Origin of the sequence: Pseudoalteromonas sp. SCSIO 43201 (genome assembly GCF_023716725.1) — a bacterium.
Taxonomy (GTDB): domain Bacteria; phylum Pseudomonadota; class Gammaproteobacteria; order Enterobacterales; family Alteromonadaceae; genus Pseudoalteromonas; species Pseudoalteromonas peptidolytica.
The window spans coordinates 2398183-2419563 of record NZ_CP072683.1; the positions used below are offsets into that span (position 1 = coordinate 2398183).

The following is a 21381-nucleotide window of genomic DNA, read 5'->3' on the forward strand; positions in this document are numbered from 1 at the left end:
ATTTACAGACACAAGCGCTTCTGTGATTATACTCGACAGGGAAATACTAAAGTTTGGAGCAAAAGATGGAGCAATACGGTACTATTTTACTGGTTGAAGATGATATCTCACTGGCACAGTGGGTAGCGGAATACCTCGATAATCAAGGCTATAAAACTCATTGCTGTTATCGTGGTGATGAAGTCATTGAGCGCGTTAAGTCTTTAGACCCCGATCTTGTACTGCTCGATCTGATGTTACCTGGTAAAGACGGCATTAGCGTTTGTCGAGATTTACGTCAATTTTATAATAAACCCGTAATTATGCTTACCGCCAAAGATGAAGAAATGGACGAAGTCATCGGTTTAGAAGTCGGTGCTAGCGACTATGTAATTAAGCCTGTTCGCCCTCGTGCTCTTCTTGCTCGGATAAAAGCTAACGTAAGAGCAGCACAAGAAAAGCCCCTTGACCATCAAGCAGCAAAGCATGAGTTAGTCGTCGGTCAACTAACGATAGATACGCAAGCTCGCAAGGTATCTGTCGGCGCTCAAGAGATTATCGTTTCGAGCGCAGAGTATTTATTGCTACAATTTTTAGCAAGCCATGCTGGGGAAGTCGTATCTCGTGACGCTGTATTTAAAGCGACAAAAGGGCGTGAATATGATGGCCTTGACAGAAGTGTTGATGTATTGATTTCTGCATTGCGCAAAAAGTTTAATGATGACCCTCAAAACCCTGAAAAAATCAAAACCGTGTGGGGAAAAGGCTACTTGCTTGTCCCCTCAGCTTGGTAACGTCTAAAGCATACCGTTATTGTGAAAAAACTTTATATTTACCTGCTTGCCGGAGCGCTGGTTTCTATTTTTGCCCTCGGCTGGGTTATAGATACCTATAATCAACAAACTGCCCCAATTGAAAATAGCTTTGAATGGCAAAGTAAATTAATGTCAGGTTTAGCGATACAAGTCACTGAAAAGAAACCAGATGCTCGCCTTGCGGCTACAACAGTTATTGCCGAACAATTTGGTCTTCATATTACCTACAAGGATGGTGACACCCTCGCCATGCCCACTGAGCTAAAGCAGCAAATGCTATTACCTGAAGGGCTGGTAATTGAAAACGAAAATGTCTATCTACTCAAAACAACGCCCGACATGGCACCAGATTATATAGAGCTGGAGTGGCGTCCTGAAGTCGAACAAGCGGATTATGACGTTTTACTGACATTATTTTTCTATGGCGGCATTTGTGCAATTTTGTGGTTCATCTTATCACCGTTAGTTAAGCGTTTAATTGTGCTCAATACCGCAGCAAAGCATTTTGCCAGCGGCAACCTGAGTGCACGTATTACTCCAAATCACTTCACTTACATACGAGATTTAGAAAACACATTTAATCGCATGGCCAGTCAAATAGAAAAGTTAATGGCCGAAAATAAACTCATGGCTTCAAGTTTATCTCATGACATAAGAACACCAGTTGCATGTTTGAGGTTTGGGCTAGATGCGGCCCTAGATGAAGACGACATTAGCGCAATACATGATTATTTGGAAAGGATGGAGAAAGATTTAGACCAAATGGAAGACATGCTGTCTAGCTATCTTTCCTTTGCTACGCTTGAGCAGAAGTCACATTTGCTAAAACATGAAAGTACTAGCCTATCTCGCTACGGTAATGACCTTATGGAGCAAATGCAGCCCAAACTGCAAAAAAACCAACTATCGGGTCGCGTTGAGGTGCCTGAAACGTTATCAATCACAGGTGATCTCCATTGGCTCGCCCGCGCTATCAGTAACTTGATTAGTAACGCCTGTGACTTTGCTACCAGTACAGTATTACTCAGTGCCTATCGTTCTGAGCATTGGTTAACGATTACTGTTGAAGATGATGGCCCTGGGATCGCAAGACAAAACTGGGACAAAGTTTTCAGTCCATTTTTCCAAGAACAAACTCATCGTAATAGAGCTGGAAAAAGCTATGGTTTAGGCCTTGCTATCGTAGCCAAGGTCATGGATTGGCACCATGGAAAAGCTACAGTGAGTCAATCAGAGCGGCTAGGAGGGGCAAAATTTGTTCTTTCACTCCCCTGTAAAGAAAAATAATTAATGTAAATAAGTCGCTACACTGTGACATACCCATTGTAGAATTAATTGTGAAAACATTAAGTTATAAGTGCTTAAACGTGCTTTTGGTGCAACATACGAGTTACGACTAAAAATCCGCCTCAACCTTGCGCCAAATCAAGGTAATTTACTCTTTTTATTTCTTTTTAATTACAGTAGATTGTCATCGCCGTTAGCAATTTTTAGAGAAGTATAATAATTATGAGCAATATCCGAGGAGAGTTCAGCTCTCGCTTTGGTTTTATTATGGCTGCCGCAGGTTCTGCGGTTGGCTTGGGAAACATTTGGGGGTTCCCGACACAAACCGCATCAAATGGTGGTGCAGCATTTGTTCTCGTTTATCTAATTTTGGCGTTCTGTCTCGCATATCCAGCGTTAATGGCAGAGTTAGTTATTGGCCGTCATGGTCAAGCGAACGCAGTTTCTTCGCTGCGCAAGCTCACCAATACAGCCTGGCAGAGTAAGCTTGCCTTTGTGGTGGGCTTTGGTGGGATTATCTGTGCGGGTCTGATCCTGAGCTTTTATGCCATTGTAGCTGGCTGGATGTTTAGTGCGACGCTAGAGCCAATTGCAGAAATCACCGGCGCAGTGCAAGCACAGTCATGGCTCGAAGGCGCTTCAATGTCACGCAATATTGTCTTTACGGCGGCCTTTATTGCGCTTACGGTGCTTATCATCAGTAAGGGAGTTGAGAATGGCATCGAAAAATGGTCAAAACGACTCATGCCAGCACTTATCGGCATTCTGTTTTCATTGATAGCGTACGTATTAACACAAAATGGGGCTGTTGAAGGGTTAAGGGTTTACTTAGTGCCTGATTTTTCATCCGTGCTCAATCCGCAGTTATTAGTCGATGCACTGGGGCAAGCATTTTTCTCACTATCACTTGGTACGAGTGTAATGATTATCTATGGCTCCTACATTAGTAAGAAAGAGAACTTAGTATCACTCGGTGCCATGGTTACACTTATCGATGTGTTTATCGCATTTGTCGCAGGTCTATTGATTATTCCAGCGATGTACGTTGCACAGGCTCAAGGCGTTGAGATTTTTGCAGCTGATGGTGCTCTGCTCAACGAAGACACCTTAGTCTTCCAAGTACTTCCAGCGTTGTTCGATAGTATGGGTAGCATTGGTCTGTTGGTAAGCTTTGCATTTTTTGCGTTAATGAGCATTGCAGCGCTAACTTCTTCAATCTCAATGTTAGAAGCACCGGTTTCTTATGCTGTTGAACGTTTTGCTTTAGGCAGAGTTCAAGCTACTTGGATTATTGGAGCGCTGGTAACCGCTGTCAGCTTGACTATTTTGGTCAATATTGAAACATTATTTGGCTTCACGGTTAGCCTGACAACCAAATTTGGTCAACCGTTATTAGGTATGCTTTGCTGTGTATTTGTCGGCTGGATTTGGCATCGTGCAAAATTGCTCAAAGAAATCGAATCAGGCTGCCCCGAAGTCGCAAATGGCCTGTTTTGGAAAATTTGGCCTTGGTATATTCGCTTTGTCTGCCCAGTTGCGATTGCTGCAGTATTCTTAAACTCACTGTAAACACAATTTATACCAAGCTTTTCAAAAAGGGGCAGAACTTCTGCCCCCGCTATAATGATCTATGTTGTTATACCAATTTTCTTAATTAAGTGGTCTATTTGAGGCGAGAAAATCGTGTCGATAACTAGGCGAAAATTTTGCTATTTAGTTGTTCTAAATAAGAAATTTTTAACGCAGTTAGCGTCAGATTTACTCCTTCAAATTGAGCAAGTATTAAGTCAAATTGGTATTAGCTATGCTTACCCTGTGTGTACACCATATCCTGATGTGGGATCCCATCTTCCAGGTATTCTGATCCTTGTTTCACAAAACCTATTCCCGAATAAAATTTATCAAGATAACATTGCGCCGAGATAACTAAGCGTTGATGCGGTATTGATTGCTCACAGCTGGCGATGGCTTTTTCCATTAATGTATGGGCGACGCCCTTACCACGCATGTCTGCAGAAACAATGACACGACCAATTGAAGCGACCGAATCTGACTGTCGATAACAACGTGCGTAAGCCAATATTTTCGTGTCACTTTGCAAAAATAGATGCTGTGTTTCTGGTGCTCTATCTACATCATCAATCTCAGGGTAAGGGCATGCCTGCTCGACAACAAACACATCCACCCTTAATTTTAAAATCTCAAATAGCTCATCTTTCGTGAGCGTATCATAACTTTCTACCCGCCAATCCATCACTGCCTCAATAAGTTGTTATAGCCATTTGAGCTTGATGCACGTCAATCTAGGAAGTGATTCTAGCTTCACGGCTTTAGTTGCTGCATGCTCAAAGCCATGAGATTGACTGACCAGCTAGGACAAATGGTATGGTTTAAAATAAAAACGCCCAAGCATCGTTGGGCGCAAAAATATACTTGTGTCAATATGGCTTAATACCCTCTTGGTTTGCCGAGTTGCCCCTTATGAAAACAAACGTTCGAGCTGATCGCAAAGCTGAGAAATATTGACATGATCGTGCTCAATCGTTAGATCGACGTACCCATCTCCCCTAAACGCTCTGTCAAGTTCAATCAAAACATGGGTTTTATGTGCTTCTGGTACAAAAGAAAGTTCAACTTCTTGTAAACCAAACAGAGAACGTGATTGTGGCCTATATTCCAGTTCTTGATAGCAACCAGAGACAGACTGAAACTCTGATGCTCGCAAGTAGCCTTTTTCCACATCAGCCTTAACCAAGTTAAAGCCCAAACGTTCCATCGCTGTCATACATGCTTTAACAGCTTCGTTAGGATAAATATGCAGTGCATCTTTATCTGTAGGGTCAAGAGCTAAATCAATGTCCAATCCAGTTTCGACCCAAACATGGCAGCGATTAAATCCAGCATTAATCTCTGTGATTGGGGTTTCTGAATGAAGCCTTGCCTCAAACGGGATCACCTTTTGCTCCCCAGGCTCTATTGTAAAGCTCCCGCCTACTCGCCATCGGTCAATAACATGGTTGGTAAAGTACTCACCGTCTTCACCTTCAACTTTTACTCTCGTTAATAGCGCAAGCTCAAGGCCAGTTACCTCTTGGCTAACATCACCACCCTTTACTACAATTTGCGCTTGAAACTTCTGTCCCGGGTGCAAATGCTCTGTTTCCAACACAGTATCAACTTTTGCCGCACCGATACCGACAGATGCTAGGATCTTCTTAAACATTACGTCTCCTGTCCGGTATGTCCTTACCAGCATCATAACCATATTTTTTCACACTTGTCAGCGAAAATTTATAATTTATATATCAGGATGTTTTGATACACTGCTGTTATCTTGGATTAAAATATTAAGTTATGGAACTGCTCTATTTTGCTGTCGCGTTTGCATGTGGGTTTTCAGTTTACCAGTTGAAACTTCCCCCTCTCATTGGTTTTTTAATGGCTGGCTTTGTCTTAAACTTGCTTGGTCACAAAACCACAGATCTACTCACCCAACTCGCTGATCTTGGCGTCACACTGTTATTATTCAGTATCGGTTTGAAATTACGTGTTGGAAACCTAATCAAACCACAAGTTTGGGCACCAGCTAGCATGCACATCATCACGAGCAGCGCATTCTTTGCAAGCCTTTTACTGATGTTAGGTGCGATGAGCTTACCACTGTTTACTGAACTTGACTGGCAAAGTGCATTGCTTGTGGGTTTCGCCTTTAGCTTCTCTAGCACGGTGTTTGCGGTAAAGGTCCTCGAGGAACGAGGAGAAATGGCAAGCCTACATGGTAAAATATCGATTGGTATTTTGGTTATGCAAGATATTTTTGCAGTTATTTTTCTTGCGGTTAGCACCGGGAAGGCACCAAATATCTGGGCGTTAGCATTATTGATCACACTACCTTTGGTTCGCCCCGTGATGTTTTGGATATTGAGTCGCTCGAAACACGGTGAGTTACTCCCTCTATTTGGCTTCTTTTTTGCCTTAGTGGCAGGTTATCATGCCTTTGAGTTTGCAGGTCTAAAAGGTGACTTAGGCGCACTAATAATGGGCATGATTTTCGCACCTCATAAAAAGGCGGGTGAACTTTCTAAGGCGCTGCTCAATGTGAAGGACATTTTACTCGTCGGGTTTTTCTTAAATATTGGCTTGAATGCCACTATCACATTAGATGCGTTACTTATCGCTATGTTACTTGTGCTGGTATTGCCAATAAAAGTGTCTCTATATTACCTATTCACCAATATGTTTAAGCTACGTGCTCGTACCTCCTTGTTAAGCGCTTTTACCTTAACCAATTATAGTGAGTTTGGCCTTATTGTTTGCGCTGTAGCTTCAGCATCTGGCGCTGTTGCTGCTGATTGGTTAGCCGTTGTTGCTATCGCCGTATCTATCACCTTTGTCGTTGCATCCCCTTTGAACAAACGCTCAAATGAGATATATGTTAAGCTGGAGCCTTGGCTATTAAAATTTGAAAGCCAGGATCGCTTAGAAGAAGAGCTTCCTGTTAATCTTACCGATACTAAGATTGTTATCTTTGGCATGGGCAGAATTGGTACTGGTGCCTATGAAACCATTCAAGCAAGCTTTCCCAATACCGTCGCAGGCGTAGATATAAAACCTGAAGTAGTAGACAAGCACGTATCTCGAGGTCGTAGAGTATTAACTGCCGATGCCACAGATCCTGATTTTTGGCAGCGGGTAAATCACTCTGAAGTAGAAATGGTCATGCTGGCGATGCCTAAACATATGCAGAACATTTACGCCTTAGAGCAGCTGAAAGCATCAGGATACGATGGACAAGTTACCGCTATTGCTAATTATCCAGATCAGCAAAGAGAGTTAGAGGAAATGGGAGTAAATTCTACCTATAACTTCTACCTAGAAGCTGGTAGTGGTTTTGCAGAGCATGTGAAAGAAAAATTGTTCACTTAAATTCGGTAATCAGTTCTCAGTATCATTATTGGTACTGAGAACTATTTCCATATTCATATCATTAAGTTACTTCTAGACGTCTATTCTATTATTTCATTCTACTCATTATTCGATTTACAAAGCTTTACATCCAAGATGGTAATTGACACCAACTTCAGAGTAAACTGGACACATCGGATTTGCCGTAAGTATCTATTTTATGAACATAAATTGATAATTAGTGGCTTTTTTACTTCTGCTCGCCGGATTGTGAGCAAGCTATACCTTTGGGGGTTTCATGATGAAAAATAAATCAAATGGTCAATTTTCTGCAGTAGTGGATGATGTCAAGGCTGCGCCTTTTTCAGACCTCCAAGATAGACTTGATGCAATACAGGACGGTGGAATGACAGCGCTAACAATTCGCAGTGTTTTGTTCCATAAAATGCTAGATCTACACTCGGTGCCGTCAGATCACTTTCTAAGAGATCAAGAAGCACCTAGCGGACTAGAAGATCCAAAAATGCTGATAAAAAAACTAAATGAGTTGGGATTCTACCGCAGTTCGGCTTCACAGTTACATTAAAACGATTTAGGGAGCCTACTCTCCCACATAGGCTGACAATGCCCGTCGTCAGCCTATTTTCCTCTTTCTATCTTCAGTTCCTTTTGCCTTATCAACCTGAAATCTTACAATTAGCGAGGCTTTAATGGGGGATGATTTTTCTTGTTCTTTGGCAGCAAGGTTTTCCAAGCCAGCTTAAAAGGCTTTAAATAGATAGCCGTTAAGGTGTCATGACCTGCATCATATTGTCCAACACCAATCGTTATTTTTTCTGCCTTGGAAGCTTTAATCAGTGAACCATACATTCTATCCCAGATGGCCAAAGCAGATCCTAAATTGGTATCAAAGTGCGCAGGGTTATCACTATGGTGCACCTGATGTTGTGCAGGACTAATAAACCACCCCTCTATCTTATCTCCCCAACTCAGCCAAATATGAGAATGCCGTAAATTGGCACCACAAATATTAAAGATAAAAACAAACGCGTTCGCACCAAGAATATCGTACATACTGAGGCTACTACCGAATACATAGTATCCGCTACCAACGACAATTCCTTGGGTAAGCGCCATACGGCACGCATATAGGTAACTCTCAATAGGGTGAGAGCGATAGATAGTAAATGGTGTTAATACACTTGCAGAATGATGTACTTTATGAAATTCCCATAAGAATGGAATTTTATGCAGCATAAGATGTAATAGAAAACGGGTTAGATCGTCTACTATAAATAAAAATAAAGTGAAGAGTAATACAACTACCCATTCGGGTGCGTCCAAGTGTAATGCAGGACCAAACATCGCTTCAAGTGCACTAGACAGAGCGAGCGCTACAGGCACCATAGTCAATACGATTGGCGTAAAAGTCGCAGCTTTTATTAAACGATTAGTCACGAGCAAACAATAATCTAATTTTGCACTTTGACACCACCATACCCGCTTGGGGAACATAAATCTTAAAAAACCTTTGCCGCTTCTAGCTTGCTCTGCTGCAAAGTACACGGGAATCGCCATTAAGATAGCACTAAACAAATATGGCAAATACACTCTCTTATTAGCATCAAATAAATAACCTGGGAGATCGATAATGCTTTGCCATAGTTGCTCTAACATAGTTACTTCCATCACAAAATAATAATATGCTCAACTGGGCGGCTCTAGTATAAGAGCCGCCAAAAGAAAGCTTAGAATTGGTACTTATACCCCAAACTAAACTGCCTAGGTTTACCCGGGCGTGCACCATAAGGTCGACGACTGACGATTTCTGTTTCGTCAAAAAGGTTGTCTACTTTCGCATATACTTGGCCATACCGACCTAATTCATAGCTGGCTGATATATCAACAATCGTCGTATTAGGCACTTCTGCGCCCTCTAGTACAAGCTCGAAGTCTTCTGTACTTCTGCCCGCAGCTTCAGACATTTCACTGATGTATTTCACCGCTACATTTACTTTCCAGTCACTTGCAGCTAGCCCTATATTAAAGGTTGCTTGATGCGATGGTAAGTATGGAAGCTCATCGCCCGCTTTGATATAACCCCACTGAGCGAATGTTGTAGCACGCTCATTTTGGAACTCACCTTTGGTATAGGTGTATGTCAAACTATACGGAATATCTATCTGCAGATTTAATGGGTAACGCTGTGCAAACTGCATTTCTAGACCATAAACATCAACTTCACCACCACTAAACTGTTGGTCTTGCTGATCGTTTACGCCACAGTTCGATTGACCGCAGCTTTCGTTCAAGTTTTCATAATCATTAAAGAAGCTCACAATTTCAAACTGTGTTACGCCATCATTAAAGCGACCACCAAACTCATAGTTGACACTTTTCTCTAACTCTATATCTGGATCTTGCAGTGGTGATGAAGGTACAAACCCTTGATGCACCCCGAATAACAGACCCGCATCATCAGAGAGTTGATAAAAACCACTAAGGCTTGGTAACCAAATTCTAGTTGTTTTATCAATCCACACATCTGCGTCTTTGTTATCTTGATATGACATATCCATCAGCTCACCACGCAAGCCCACACCGAGAGTCAAGGCATCAAGTTGCACTTTATCTTCGATGTAGACTGACCAAGCCTTGGTGTTTTCTGTGTTGAGAGAAGTGAACTGTTTCGACCCTTCAATCAGTGTCGAGATCCCATTTTCCATGGCATAGGCTTGTTCAAAATGCTTGCGCTCAATTTCATCTTCATGAAAACGAACCCCGACTGAAATATCGTGAGTCAAGCCAAACATTGTTAAATTACTATTAGCGTCGACTTGCAGCCCTTGAGAGAAATACTCGCGGTCATTGGTTCCCATATTCAAGAAAATATTTGAGCCAGCCACAACTGAATCCCGTGCTCCTGTGATCACACCATATTCATTTGCAAACGATTCCGGGTTTGCAATAATTTTGGATAATGAAGCACCACCTTTAGCGCCTACACCATTGAGCTTTAGCCATGCACGCTCATAGTCATTGCGATAAAGTCTTGTGGTCACGTTTACGCCGTTACCGTCAAGTATATGCGAAAGCATGATTTGAGAGTGCTTAGTATCCATTTCAGCAGGTTGAGAAGCTGCGTATCGGCGGTAAGGATTTTGAGCAAAGTCTTCCTCTGTTAAGCCAAGGTATGTTTCATCAGATAGTTCATCTGCATAGCTTAGCTTCAGCCCAAACGTGTGGTCATATCCACCTTGAGAAAGTTTATAATTAAACTTTGCCAATATATCATTTTTTTCAAACCCAGTATCTCCACCGCCATCTAGCTCTTTAAAACCATCGGCTTGCAGATTTACCGCTTCAAATAGAAAACCAACATTATTCACCACAGAACCGTAGTAACCATGTGCTTTGGCGTAGCCGTCACTACCAACAGCCACGTCAATTCCGCCTTCGGTAAACTCAGGAACTTGACGGGTTACTAAATTAAGTGCGCCAGCTACCGTTTGTGGGCCATGTTTAATTGCCGCGGGTCCTTTAAAGACTTCCACAGCTGTCATTCTAGTCGGTACAGGAAAATAGTAGGCAGCGGGAGCCGAGTAAGGAGACGGGCCGATTAACACGCCATCTTCCATAATCGTGATCTTCTTGCTGCGCTCTGGTGTCACACCGCGAAATCCAATGTTCGGCCTCAAGCCATAACCATCTTCTTCACGGATATTAACGCCAGGTACGTTCGACAGAATACGGTGAATATCATCATATTCATATTCCGCCAACTGCGCCTCTGAAAGCAAAGTTGCAGAGCCTGCTTCTTTTCTCAGTTTATCATGATGACTAATAATAGAGATATGTTCTATATCTTGTTTATCGTCTGCAGCTTGTGCTTGAGGTAGCGCGATTATCACCGCTGCCGCCAGTAAAGATTTCTTTATTATAGTGCGTTTAGTCATTGTCACCTGCCGAAGTTTTTGGAAGCTCTAATGCAAGTTTCTCAATAAATTCTGTTTTCAGATCGTCAGTTACCTTTTTAACATCTGAGTGTGCCTGCGTAACTTGTTCAGCAGATGTCGCGAGCTCTGCTTTTAAGCTCCCCGTTATTGCCAACAAAGTTGCTTCTGCGGCATCAAGACCGGCAAGCATACGCGCCTTGACCTCATCACCTTGCTCAGCTTCGAGGAAGTCGTCAAAGCCCAGCGTATTTTCTGGATCTTGACCGTTACCTGTAAAAATATTCCTAAATGCACGAATATTCGCCAGTAGGTTTTCTTTTGAATGTTCAGCAATTGGCGACTCAACTGCTTCTGGACACGCTTCTAATCCACAAGCATTCGGAAAGCCCAAACCAAGAGGCGTTGCAATTTTGCCGTCTTTGAGCTCTTCAGTCATATAAAAAAGTGCTTTGGAGATTTCATTAAGTGCCAAATGTGGGGTGTCAAATGCTGAGCCTGGTTGACCCGCATTCAGTAGTTGCTTTGCGTAGCCATTATCACCACTCCATTGAGTGAGTAATGTGTCGCTATGCCCTTCGATGTCTTTAGCAACAGCAGTTGCAAATTCGCAGCGAGCAATACGCTTTTCTTGATCAGAACGGTTATTCCATGGTGCCAGTGCATCATTCACGGTTGAACAATTATGCACAAGGTTGGTGCTAAATAATAAGTGTTCAAGTGCAGTTAACCCTTTGCGATTCGCGGTACGCTGTGTAATGTCGTAAGGGTTGTTGCTATTCCCATTAATCACACCAGCTTCAAAATACACCACATCTAAATCTATGTCACAAAGAGAGCCCGTTGCAGGCCAAACATAAATATTATTTTTTAATTCTTTACTGTTGGTGGTAAGCGGTCCCACCTGCATCAACTCAACGTATTGCCACCCCATCATGGCTGCGCGCCAGCTATCTTGAGCTCTTTGCTTCAACGTCGCTACATTTTGTGCTGAGTTTTTTTCACCTGAACAGTAATTTGCAACTTCCAGCTGTTGCGTTACAGCCAGTTCGTTAAACTGTGTTACCGCTGGGGTCAGCACATTGTTTACCAAATTAGCAACCAAAGCAGCTTCATCAAACTGTGTCGGTAAGGTCGGGTTGTCAGTGCCTGAATTGTCATTGTCTTTTACCCCAGACCCTTGACTGCTTGAAGTGCTTTCTCCACAGCCCGACAATATTAACGCGACCGCAAACGCTGCGGCGCTTAAACGTGTAGATACTCTCATTAGCGTTCTCTATTATCTATATACAACAAAAGGTTAGCTGATACATCGGCTAACCTTTTTACGTTATAAAGCAAAGTGTAGATTACCAGTTGGCAACATTCTCTGCATCAAAGCCATAGGCATTTGCAATAATGCTACGAGCTTCTAGTAATGCGCTCTTATATGCTTCTACTTTATCAGCAGCAAGCTCTGGCTTATCACCCATTAGCTCATGAATTTTAGCAAAGTCAGCGTCTGTTACTGGAGAAAATGGATTAAACTGGAAGTTCAAAGCAAATCCTTTCATCTCAGACCAGTGCTTCGCGACAGTATAGAATTTATCAGCGTCAAAATTACCAGATGCAATATCGTCTAAATCGCCGTCATCATCAGAGATTGTGTCGTTAATGTAGTGTACAACTGTTGCTGCAATTGACTTTTCCCACGCAAGAAGTGCTTGGTTACGCAGTGTCTCTAAACGCGCTTTATCTTCGTCTGACCACTGAGCAACATTAGTACCAAAGTTATCTGCGATAAGTTTACGTGCTTCAATAAAGGCTAGCTGAGCCTCAGCTGTAAGATCTGTCGGTTTTGTGTTTGACTCTGTACCACGGTCTCGCTTCGCAGCGTTAGTTGAATTACCAAAGTTATACTCTGACAGTAGGTTAATTTTACCGTCTTTGTCTAAATCATGATAACCACTGCCATATGCTTCACGGCCACCTTTTCCTGCAATTTCATCATCGGTGTAATCAAGATAGTCGATAGCAGCGCCAAAGTATCCATAACCTTCGTCAAACTTGTGCTCAAGGTCAGTATAGCTCTTGCCATCCGCCAGTGCTGCATTATTTGCTGATTTATCACCAATTAGTAAGTCATCAAGGTAGTCATCTGCTGCTTGGGAAAGAGATACTGCACCGTTTAAGTGCTTTTGTACCAATTGAGCTAAGTCTAGGCCTTCTGGTGTCACGTACAATTTATTCAGGGTCACTTTTGTGCCATTGTGCTCAGCTTCGATGGTCGAGCCATTTTCAAATTGAGTCAGTTGAGCTTCTAGCAGGTCTAGATAATGTAACACTAGGCCTTCAGGAGTTTTTGGCTGCGTGCCAAAATCACTCCAGCCGATCATATTGCCGTCTTCTTCCCATGCTTTATGCATGTAAGTGCTATCGCGGCCTGCAATTTTGCCACCTTCACCAGCTACTTTTTTAAGTGAGCTAGAGATTTGTCCAAGCGTGGTTTGTTGTGCGTTAATTGCCGCAGCAAAGTCAAGTGTTTCGTCAAGTACCACTGCGTCTGTTGGCATTAAGAAGTTTTTGATTTGTGTTATTGCCGCAGCCGCTGTTTTCTGATCTGCCGCATTTCCAATCGTTTCGTTGTCTAGCTGACCCATCAAGCTCTTAACATGAACCATTGCTGCATGACGAGCAATCTGTCCTGAGTAAGATACCGAAGAAGCGCCTTGAGTATTGTTGAAAGCGTAACGGTTAACGCCTGCTTTATTTTCTTCGCTGATCTGCTGAACTGAAATCTCGGTTTCAACTTCTGTTTTTGCACCTTTGCTGTCAGTTGCAGTGATAGTTACCGACACTTTTCCGCCCTCAACCTGCTCAAAGTTTAGCGCGTTTGCAGCTTTCAGTTTTACCACACCTTCCACAATTTCAAAGCGATTATCTGAGATAGTCAAAGTTAACGCGTTAATTGCATCACTGTCGTCAGCGAAAGAAATATTTGCAACTGCAGCGCCAAGACTGTCTTCAGAAACTGAAGCGCTTTCAACTGTGATAGTTGGCGCAGCATTAGTAGCCGGTGGGGTTGTGTTGGTATTGTCATTATTGTTTGAATCGTTGCTAGAAGAGCTCCCACCACATGCAGTGAGGCCTAAAGTAGCAGCAAGGATAGCAGTCGTTAACAGAGACTTTTTAAGTGCCATTGATTTGTTCCTTTGAGACTAATTATGTTTATATTTTTCATAACTAGGCGTAAAGTATACACACACCTAAATAGCAATCAATATTATTTGCATTGTATAAATAACAATTTTTCCAACTTTGCTACCTTGATACACTTCTGCAAATCACCGTAGCTGTGGAATAAGATTGATATTATCTAATAAAAAACAACAGCATAAACTTATTAAAATAAGTTTATGCTGTTGTTCAATCGATTAGTTTAACAAATTTGTACGAAGTGTATCTTCGAAAAATTCGAAGTATCTTTTGCGCTAAATCAAATTATATTTTGCTAGTTCCAGACATCTGTTACAAACAAGTAACCTTGGCGCCATATTGTTTTTATTTTTTCAGGCCGACTTGGGTTGTCATATAACTTTTTGCGAAGGCGGGAAATTCGAACATCTATTGTGCGTGTGTCTGGTCGGTAATACTTACCCAAAATCTGTTCATATACAAACTCCCTTTTCACCACTTTGCCACCGTTACTGGCGAGTAGCCATAATAATTCAAACTCATGGGTGGTCAGATCGATGCGCTCTTGCCCATAACTTACCCGACGCGTATTTTTGTCTATATGCAGTTGACCAAAACTTAATTGTTGCGGTGTATCATCATAATGTGCATTCGCTGACTGCCTTCTGAGCAGAGCATCAAGTCTTGCTCGCCATAATCTAGGCTTGGCATCTTTAGAAATAACTTCATCTGCACCTAATTCTAAAAACAAGCTATGAACATCTTCATCATCGCTATCAAGACTCACAATAACAGGCGCTTTAAACTTTTGTCTAAACTGGTTAATTGAGTCACAGGTCGGTACAGACGCAATAGTCTGATCCAACACAATGCCGTTTATCGACTTACCAGAAAGGCCATTTAATTGACCTAACTCTCTTAACAACTCAACTGTATAGCCCTGCTCTTCGAGCATTTTTTGTTGCGATGTCAATATATTATTATTGCTTTGTGCAACCAAGATAGTAGACACGGACGCACCTCATTCATTCAACATGGATGGGCACAGTGTAGTCACGCAACCTGAATGGATGCTTTACAGCTTAAATAATCCTTTTGCCGTACCCCAAAGGGCTTTTACTACTGGGTCATATAATCTTTTATTCTTAGTTACAAGCCCTATTTCGATCTCATCCGATCTAAGCTGTAGCAACTGAACTTGATTTTTAAATGGGCTTTGGCTGATCACAATCTCTGGCACACAGGCAATCCCAAAGCCCAAACTTGCAAGTGCAACCATTGCTTCATGGCCCGAAACATGCGCATATACTTTCGGTGAAAAGTTGTGCTTTTTGCAAAAGAGATCAATACGCTCTTTTAGTACGCCTTGCTCTGGCATGATAAAAGACAGGTGCTGCCAAGGCATTTCACCCTGACTATGTGTTTCAATCAACTGTTTCAGCGGGCAATCCATCGTTGGGCCAATAAAGACTAACCGTGAACGCCCGATTGGTAAATACTCAATGCCACTTGGTAAGTGTTTGGGCTTAACCGCGACAGCAACGTCCTCCTTACCACTGGCAACCTCTGCAATAGAATGAGCCGGATCTCCGGTAATCAAATTCAGCTCAACATTTGGATATTGTGCACGAAACTGTGCAAATAAATCATAAATAAAGCTGTATGTCGCGGTTACCGAGCAAAACAAGCTAAGCTCACCGGTTAAAGGCTTATCATCATCCAAGCACTCGGTTTTAAATTGACGCCAACTCGCAAGCGTTGACTGAGCATAGTGCACAAATGCTTTGCCTTGCTGGGTTAATTCAACCGTTCGGTTGTCTCGTAAAAATAAAGCGGCACCAACTTCCTCTTCTAATTGTTTAATTTGTCGGCTTAAGGTCGGCGGACTCACAAAGCAGCGTTCACTTGCTCTTGAAAAGTGTAATGTATCTGCTAGCGCCAAGAAATATTTTAATTGTTTATGGTTCACGGTATTTCACCTTTTGAAACACTATGGTTCAAATATATCATTTTACGTAATTAAAAGTTAGCCCTACTCTGAGCTTAATTTATTTCTATCCAGAGTCAGGAAATACCATGTCGAATTACTTTAATACTTTATCTTTACGTGAGCAATTGGCTCAACTTTCGCAATGTGAATTCATGGATCCCAAAGAATTCGAACAAGGTGTCGACGTGCTAATCGGAAAGAAGCTAGTCATTGTCGGCTGTGGCGCACAAGGCTTGAACCAGGGGTTAAATCTACGTGACTCGGGGCTCAATGTAAGCTACGCGTTGCGTCCTTCTGCCATTGAAGAAAAGCGTCAATCTTTTTTAAACGCTTCAGAAAATGGATTTGTAGTAGGCACGTATGAAGAATTGATCCCGGATGCTGACTTAGTGCTTAATTTAACGCCAGATAAACAGCACACCGCGGTAGTTAATGCAGTTATGCCGTTAATGAAACAAGGTGCAACACTCGCTTATTCTCATGGCTTCAATATCGTCGAAGAAGGCATGCAGGTGCGTGAGGACATCACTGTCATTATGGTTGCGCCAAAATGTCCTGGCACTGAGGTACGCGAGGAGTACAAACGTGGCTTTGGTGTACCTACGCTGATTGCAGTTCATCCAGAAAACGATCCTCAGGGTAAAGGTCTGGCACAAGCTAAAGCGTACGCAGCAGGAACCGGTGGCCATCGTGCCGGTGTGTTAAAATCTTCATTCATCGCAGAAGTAAAATCGGACTTGATGGGCGAGCAGACTATTTTATGTGGCATGTTACAAACTGGCTCACTGCTATGCTTTGATAAAATGGTCGAAGAAGGGCTCGCGCCTGGATACGCATCGAAACTAGTACAATACGGCTGGGAAGTCATCACTGAAGCACTAAAGCATGGTGGTATAACCAACATGATGGATAGGCTTTCAAACCCTGCAAAAGTAAAAGCATTCGACTTGAGTGAGCAACTAAAAGCGCTGATGCGCCCTCTGTATAACAAACATATGGATGACATCATCAGTGGTGAATTCTCTTCCGGTATGATGGCTGACTGGGCTGAGAATGACACAAAATTACTCACTTGGCGCGCTGAGACCGCACAGACAGCATTTGAAAAACAAGCCAATGCTGATACTGAGATTTCAGAACAAGCATTTTTTGACAAAGGTATTTTAATGGTGGCAATGGTAAAAGCAGGTGTAGAGCTTGCCTTTGAAACCATGACAGCCGCGGGGATCATTGAAGAGTCTGCGTACTATGAATCACTTCATGAAACCCCATTAATTGCCAATACTATTGCGCGTAAAAAGCTATTTGAGATGAACCGAACTATTTCCGACACAGCTGAATATGGCTGCTATTTATATAACCATGCCTGCTTGCCTTTGTTAAAGCCGTTCATGGAGGCCATTACAAAACAAGAAATTGGTGAGGGGTTAGCTGGCGATGATAATTATGTTGATAACCAGAAGCTCATCGCGGTCAATCGAGCTATCCGCAATCATCCGGTAGAAAAAATTGGTGAAACACTGCGTGGTTACATGTCTGAGATGAAGAAAATCGTGTAATCAGTATAGATAAATTTGCAACAAATACAGTTCGCTTGTTAGTAACCAAGGCCGCCTTCTTCCCTGAGATCGTGGCCTTTTATCACCTACTCTCAACCTTAACTCTCATTTATCTCATCATGATTTAACACTAAGTTCTGATATTAACGTTATTTTATAATTCTAAATTATTTTTTCGAAACTAACGCCGTTACTTGTTCCGAGCTGGTTATTTACTATGCTAGAATAATCGGTTCCACGGGATTACACACACAAATCGAATGCAAAACACAGGCTTAACAATTACTCAGAGAATTACCCTGTTGGGTAGTATCATTGCGATTGCTGTCGCTTGTTTAATCGGGTTTACCTCGCTTTACAGCGCCAAGACATTAATCAACGAACGAATGATGCAGTCGGAGTTACCTAGTAAAATCGAAAGCATCAACAAGTCGTTACACATGCAAATAGATACACTAAAAAACGCAGCTCAACAGCTTTCTAGTAACCTGCTTATCACACAAGCAGCAAAACAAAATACCTTAGATGAGCAACTGTTGGTTGACGAACTCAAGCGTATCGCAACGCAATATGACTTGGTTACAGCATCTTGGGCAAACCGCGATACCCGCCAGTATTGGAATCAAAAAGGCTTTTTACGTGTCTTAGACCGGCAGCAAGATGGTTGGTTTTTTGGCTTTACCAACAGCGCTGAAGCTTACTCAATCAGCATCTACCAAGAAGCACCAGGGGATGTGAAGATGTTCGTTAACCACCAGCAATTAGCTGGGGTAGGTTTAGCTGGACTTGCAAAAAGTATTGACGATATGCAGTCAATGCTCGCCAACATGAAAATCGAGCAAACAGGCTTTGTATTCGTTGTCAATAAAGAAGGGGTTGTGCAATTGCACCCTGACGCAAGCAAAGTCGCAAAATCTTCACTTGAGGATTTCTATGGCCAACAAAGCCATGACCTAACTTCATCAAGACAATTTATTGTTAAGGAGCTCGAAGTTGATGGCGAAGCTAATTTAGTTGCCGCAAGCCCAATTCCAGAGACCGATTTATTTGTGATTGCTCAGGTCCCAACCAGTGAAGTTAACAGTGGGATCACGGCTCTGCAATGGCAAATCATCGGCTTTTCGCTGGTGATAGCTTTAGTTGCCAGCATCATTAGTATGTTATTAGCTAAAAATCTCAGTGCACCACTGAAGAAAATGGCTGAACTTTTCGAGCAGCTAGGAAGTGGCAATGCAAAACTAAACTATCGCTTGCCAGATTCCGCACAGCCTGAATTACAAGCGCTAGCTGGCGGCTTTAATCAGTTTATTAGTAAAATTGAGGAAGCGATCCACTCAGTAGCTGAAGAGAGCCGCTCAATTCGTATTACTAGTGAAGCTGTGTTTAAACAAAGCCAACAAAACTCACAATCTTTGGACGATCAAAAGTCACAAACTATGTCTGTTGCTGCCGCGATTAATGAGATGGGTGCAACAGTACAAGAAATTGCCAGCAGTGCAACGAGTACAGCCAAGCTCACTGAGCAAAGTAAAGCTTCAACCAAAGACAGCAGACTGGGTGTTCAACAAAGCCAAGAAACACTTCATCTATTGGCTGGAGATATTGATAATATGGCAGGTCAAGTGGCGACATTGGCACAAAAGACCCAATCAATTGCTAATATTGTTGACGTCATTAGAGGGATCTCTGAACAAACTAACCTGCTTGCCCTAAATGCGGCAATAGAATCAGCTCGAGCCGGTGAACATGGTAGAGGGTTTGCAGTAGTAGCAGATGAAGTGAGAGCCTTAGCAAGTCGAACTTCACACTCTACAGATGAAATTCAAGCAACAATCTCTGAACTCACTCAAGTATCTGACAACATAGTCAATCAAATACAGCAGTCTAGCACTCAAGCGGAGCAAAGTGTCCAAACTATGCAAGCCTCAGTAGAGCTAATGCTTGAGATTTCAGAAACTGCAAATCAAATAAACGACATGACTGCATTGATCGCAACAGCAACGGAAGAGCAAAGCAACGTAGTGGCCGATGTGGGTCGTAACATTGAGCAAATTAGTGAAATTAGTGATGCTGTAATGAATGAACAGCTCGACACTGAACAAGCGATTCAACGTTTAGCGGATTCTGCCAAAACGCTGGATGACTTGGTCGCCAGCTTCTAAACAGCCAAAGTAACAGCGCCTGCACCACATTGTGTGGGCGCACTTTTATTGGGTACTCTCCCCGTTGTTACATCAGGTAACAAATATAGTCGCGCATTCATAGCGCTTTTAGTCTACATTCATAACTAGAAACAGTTAATCTGTGACTTGATAAACCAAAATCGATGATACCATTTTAGCGTTCTATCAAAATAATATATGGTGGAAAATTCGACACCGACTGCCTGAAAAGCTTATAGTAAAAACTTAATTGGAATATTTTTTAGCTCATTCGGATAACTACTTTAGCGATATCAGGACACGATAGCGGAGTTATCGAGTTAGTTACAGCGAATAGAACACTGCTAGGAGGTTGTATGAAGGCGGTTACTCAGTGTTTAGTGGTTATCCTAACGGCTTTACTCAGCGGGTGTAACAGCACACCCAAAGCGACTATCGATACCTCAATTCTAAACTCAACACATCACTTTAATATCCAACAAGTTGAATCTCACAAAGATGTTTTTCAGTTGAATAATGAGATCAAGGCTAAACTAGAGCACTACTTCCATAATGAAGAAATTGGGGTAAAACGTGCAAAAATGCTAATGGAGTTTTTGGTCAATAGCGGAGATGATTCATTATCCTATTTATCAGGTGCAAACCTAACCGCTAGCCAAGCATTCAGTAGTATGAACGCCAATTGTTTATCGCTGTCAATTCTAACACATGCCATCGCAAAACAAGTGGGGTTGAAAACTCAGTTTCAGCGCGTACATATCCCAGAATATTGGGATGAAAGCCAAGGCTATAGTCTGCTCACAGGCCATGTAAATATAAAAATATTTGAAGTAGACAATACTCAAGATGCTATTAAAACCCTATATGTAAAACCCACCTCGGTAACCGTTGATTTTGATCCAAACAGTCGAAACCAACACTTTAGCACCAGTTCAATCTCGACAGGCACTATTTTGTCTATGTTTTACAATAACAAAGGTGCAATGGAGATGATCAAAGGCGATCTAGATATGGCGTACAGTTACTATCGTGCGGCGATAGAGAGTGACCAATATCACGATGGAGCTTGGGGCAATCTCGGCATTCTCTACCGGATCACAGATCAATACCAGCTTGCGGAGCGGGCTTACCAGCAGGCCATTGCAATTAATAAGGATAATCGTAATGCCCTTGGCAATTTAGCAAAGCTATATTATTTAACCGGAAGAAACGATGACGCAAAGACGATTGAAAGAAATATTCACGAACAAAGAAAAAACAACCCTTATTATATGCTGGTGCTAGGCAACGAAGCATTTAACAGTGGTGATTTTAGCCGCGCTAAGCATTTTTACATACAAGCAAGGGAGCTGGATAAAAACCTTCATGAAAGCTATTTTGGCTTAGCTAAAGTTGCTTTTGCACAAAATGACAAAAAAGCTGCGGACCGGTACCTAAAAAAAGCATATAACACAGCATCATTCGAGCACGACAAGCTGCGTTATGAAGGAAAGTTAGCACTACTAAAAAGTATCGCAAATAACCAACCTTCTGAAAACAATAATAAAGAGAGGTAAA

16 protein-coding genes are annotated in these 21381 nt (G+C 42.2%); 8 read left to right on the forward strand and 8 right to left on the reverse strand.

Annotation, left to right across the window (positions count from 1 at the left end):
* Positions 1–65 precede the first annotated feature (65 nt).
* The 3 genes from J8Z24_RS10195 (at position 66) to J8Z24_RS10205 (ending at position 3650) form a co-directional block, all read left to right on the forward strand.
* Positions 66–773: a response regulator gene (locus J8Z24_RS10195; protein ID WP_147390816.1), complete on the forward strand. Its 708-nt coding sequence runs from the start codon at positions 66–68 to the stop codon at positions 771–773.
* 21 nt (positions 774–794) lie between these two features.
* Positions 795–2081, forward strand: coding sequence for a sensor histidine kinase (locus J8Z24_RS10200; RefSeq protein ID WP_252094627.1), 1287 nt, complete (start codon positions 795–797; stop codon positions 2079–2081).
* 222 nt (positions 2082–2303) lie between these two features.
* Positions 2304–3650 (forward strand): sodium-dependent transporter, encoded by a 1347-nt coding sequence (locus tag J8Z24_RS10205; protein WP_252094628.1) that lies wholly within the window; start codon positions 2304–2306, stop codon positions 3648–3650.
* Between the two features lie 229 nt (positions 3651–3879).
* Here J8Z24_RS10205 and J8Z24_RS10210 read toward each other — a convergent pair whose 3' ends face one another.
* Both J8Z24_RS10210 and J8Z24_RS10215 read right to left on the reverse strand, forming a co-directional pair.
* Positions 3880–4335, reverse strand: a complete 456-nt coding sequence (locus J8Z24_RS10210; RefSeq protein ID WP_252094629.1) for a GNAT family N-acetyltransferase — start codon at positions 4333–4335, stop codon at positions 3880–3882.
* A gap of 225 nt (positions 4336–4560) precedes the next feature.
* Positions 4561–5304, reverse strand: coding sequence for a sporulation protein (locus tag J8Z24_RS10215; RefSeq protein WP_125252858.1), 744 nt, complete (start codon positions 5302–5304; stop codon positions 4561–4563).
* Between the two features lie 131 nt (positions 5305–5435).
* On the opposite strand from J8Z24_RS10215, the gene J8Z24_RS10220 reads away from it, so the two are divergent.
* Positions 5436–7007 (forward strand): cation:proton antiporter domain-containing protein, encoded by a 1572-nt coding sequence (locus tag J8Z24_RS10220; RefSeq protein WP_128729845.1) that lies wholly within the window; start codon positions 5436–5438, stop codon positions 7005–7007.
* A gap of 277 nt (positions 7008–7284) precedes the next feature.
* The gene (locus J8Z24_RS10225) at positions 7285–7572 is read left to right on the forward strand and encodes a hypothetical protein (protein ID WP_125252856.1); all 288 of its coding nucleotides are present in this window, start codon (positions 7285–7287) and stop codon (positions 7570–7572) included.
* Positions 7573–7682: 110 nt separating this feature from the next.
* On the opposite strand, the gene J8Z24_RS10230 is transcribed toward J8Z24_RS10225, so the two are convergent.
* The 6 genes from J8Z24_RS10230 to ilvY all read right to left on the reverse strand — a co-directional run bounded on the left by J8Z24_RS10230 (position 7683) and on the right by ilvY (position 16082).
* Positions 7683–8663, reverse strand: a complete 981-nt coding sequence (locus J8Z24_RS10230) for a sterol desaturase family protein (protein ID WP_176033253.1) — start codon at positions 8661–8663, stop codon at positions 7683–7685.
* 71 nt (positions 8664–8734) lie between these two features.
* Positions 8735–10942, reverse strand: a complete 2208-nt coding sequence (locus tag J8Z24_RS10235) for a TonB-dependent receptor family protein (RefSeq protein WP_176033254.1) — start codon at positions 10940–10942, stop codon at positions 8735–8737.
* A complete protein-coding gene (locus J8Z24_RS10240; RefSeq protein ID WP_176033255.1) occupies positions 10935–12206 on the reverse strand; it encodes an imelysin family protein in 1272 nt (423 codons plus the stop codon). Before J8Z24_RS10240 ends, J8Z24_RS10235 begins: the two co-directional genes overlap by 8 nt.
* 82 nt (positions 12207–12288) lie before the next feature.
* Positions 12289–14118, reverse strand: a complete 1830-nt coding sequence (locus J8Z24_RS10245; RefSeq protein WP_176033256.1) for a DUF4856 domain-containing protein — start codon at positions 14116–14118, stop codon at positions 12289–12291.
* A gap of 311 nt (positions 14119–14429) precedes the next feature.
* On the reverse strand, positions 14430–15125 hold the full coding sequence (locus J8Z24_RS10250) for a response regulator transcription factor (protein WP_147390659.1): 696 nt from the start codon (positions 15123–15125) through the stop codon (positions 14430–14432).
* A gap of 63 nt (positions 15126–15188) precedes the next feature.
* Entirely contained in the window at positions 15189–16082 is an 894-nt protein-coding gene (ilvY, locus tag J8Z24_RS10255) for an HTH-type transcriptional activator IlvY (protein ID WP_176033257.1), read from the reverse strand.
* A gap of 107 nt (positions 16083–16189) precedes the next feature.
* On the opposite strand from ilvY, the gene ilvC reads away from it, so the two are divergent.
* The 3 genes from ilvC (at position 16190) to J8Z24_RS10270 (ending at position 21380) form a co-directional block, all read left to right on the forward strand.
* The gene (gene ilvC, locus J8Z24_RS10260; RefSeq protein ID WP_128729850.1) at positions 16190–17662 is read left to right on the forward strand and encodes a ketol-acid reductoisomerase; all 1473 of its coding nucleotides are present in this window, start codon (positions 16190–16192) and stop codon (positions 17660–17662) included.
* Between the two features lie 260 nt (positions 17663–17922).
* A complete protein-coding gene (locus J8Z24_RS10265) occupies positions 17923–19824 on the forward strand; it encodes a methyl-accepting chemotaxis protein (RefSeq protein ID WP_176033258.1) in 1902 nt (633 codons plus the stop codon).
* Between the two features lie 356 nt (positions 19825–20180).
* Positions 20181–21380: a tetratricopeptide repeat protein gene (locus tag J8Z24_RS10270; protein ID WP_147390656.1), complete on the forward strand. Its 1200-nt coding sequence runs from the start codon at positions 20181–20183 to the stop codon at positions 21378–21380.
* The last annotated feature ends 1 nt before the right edge of the window (position 21381 follow it).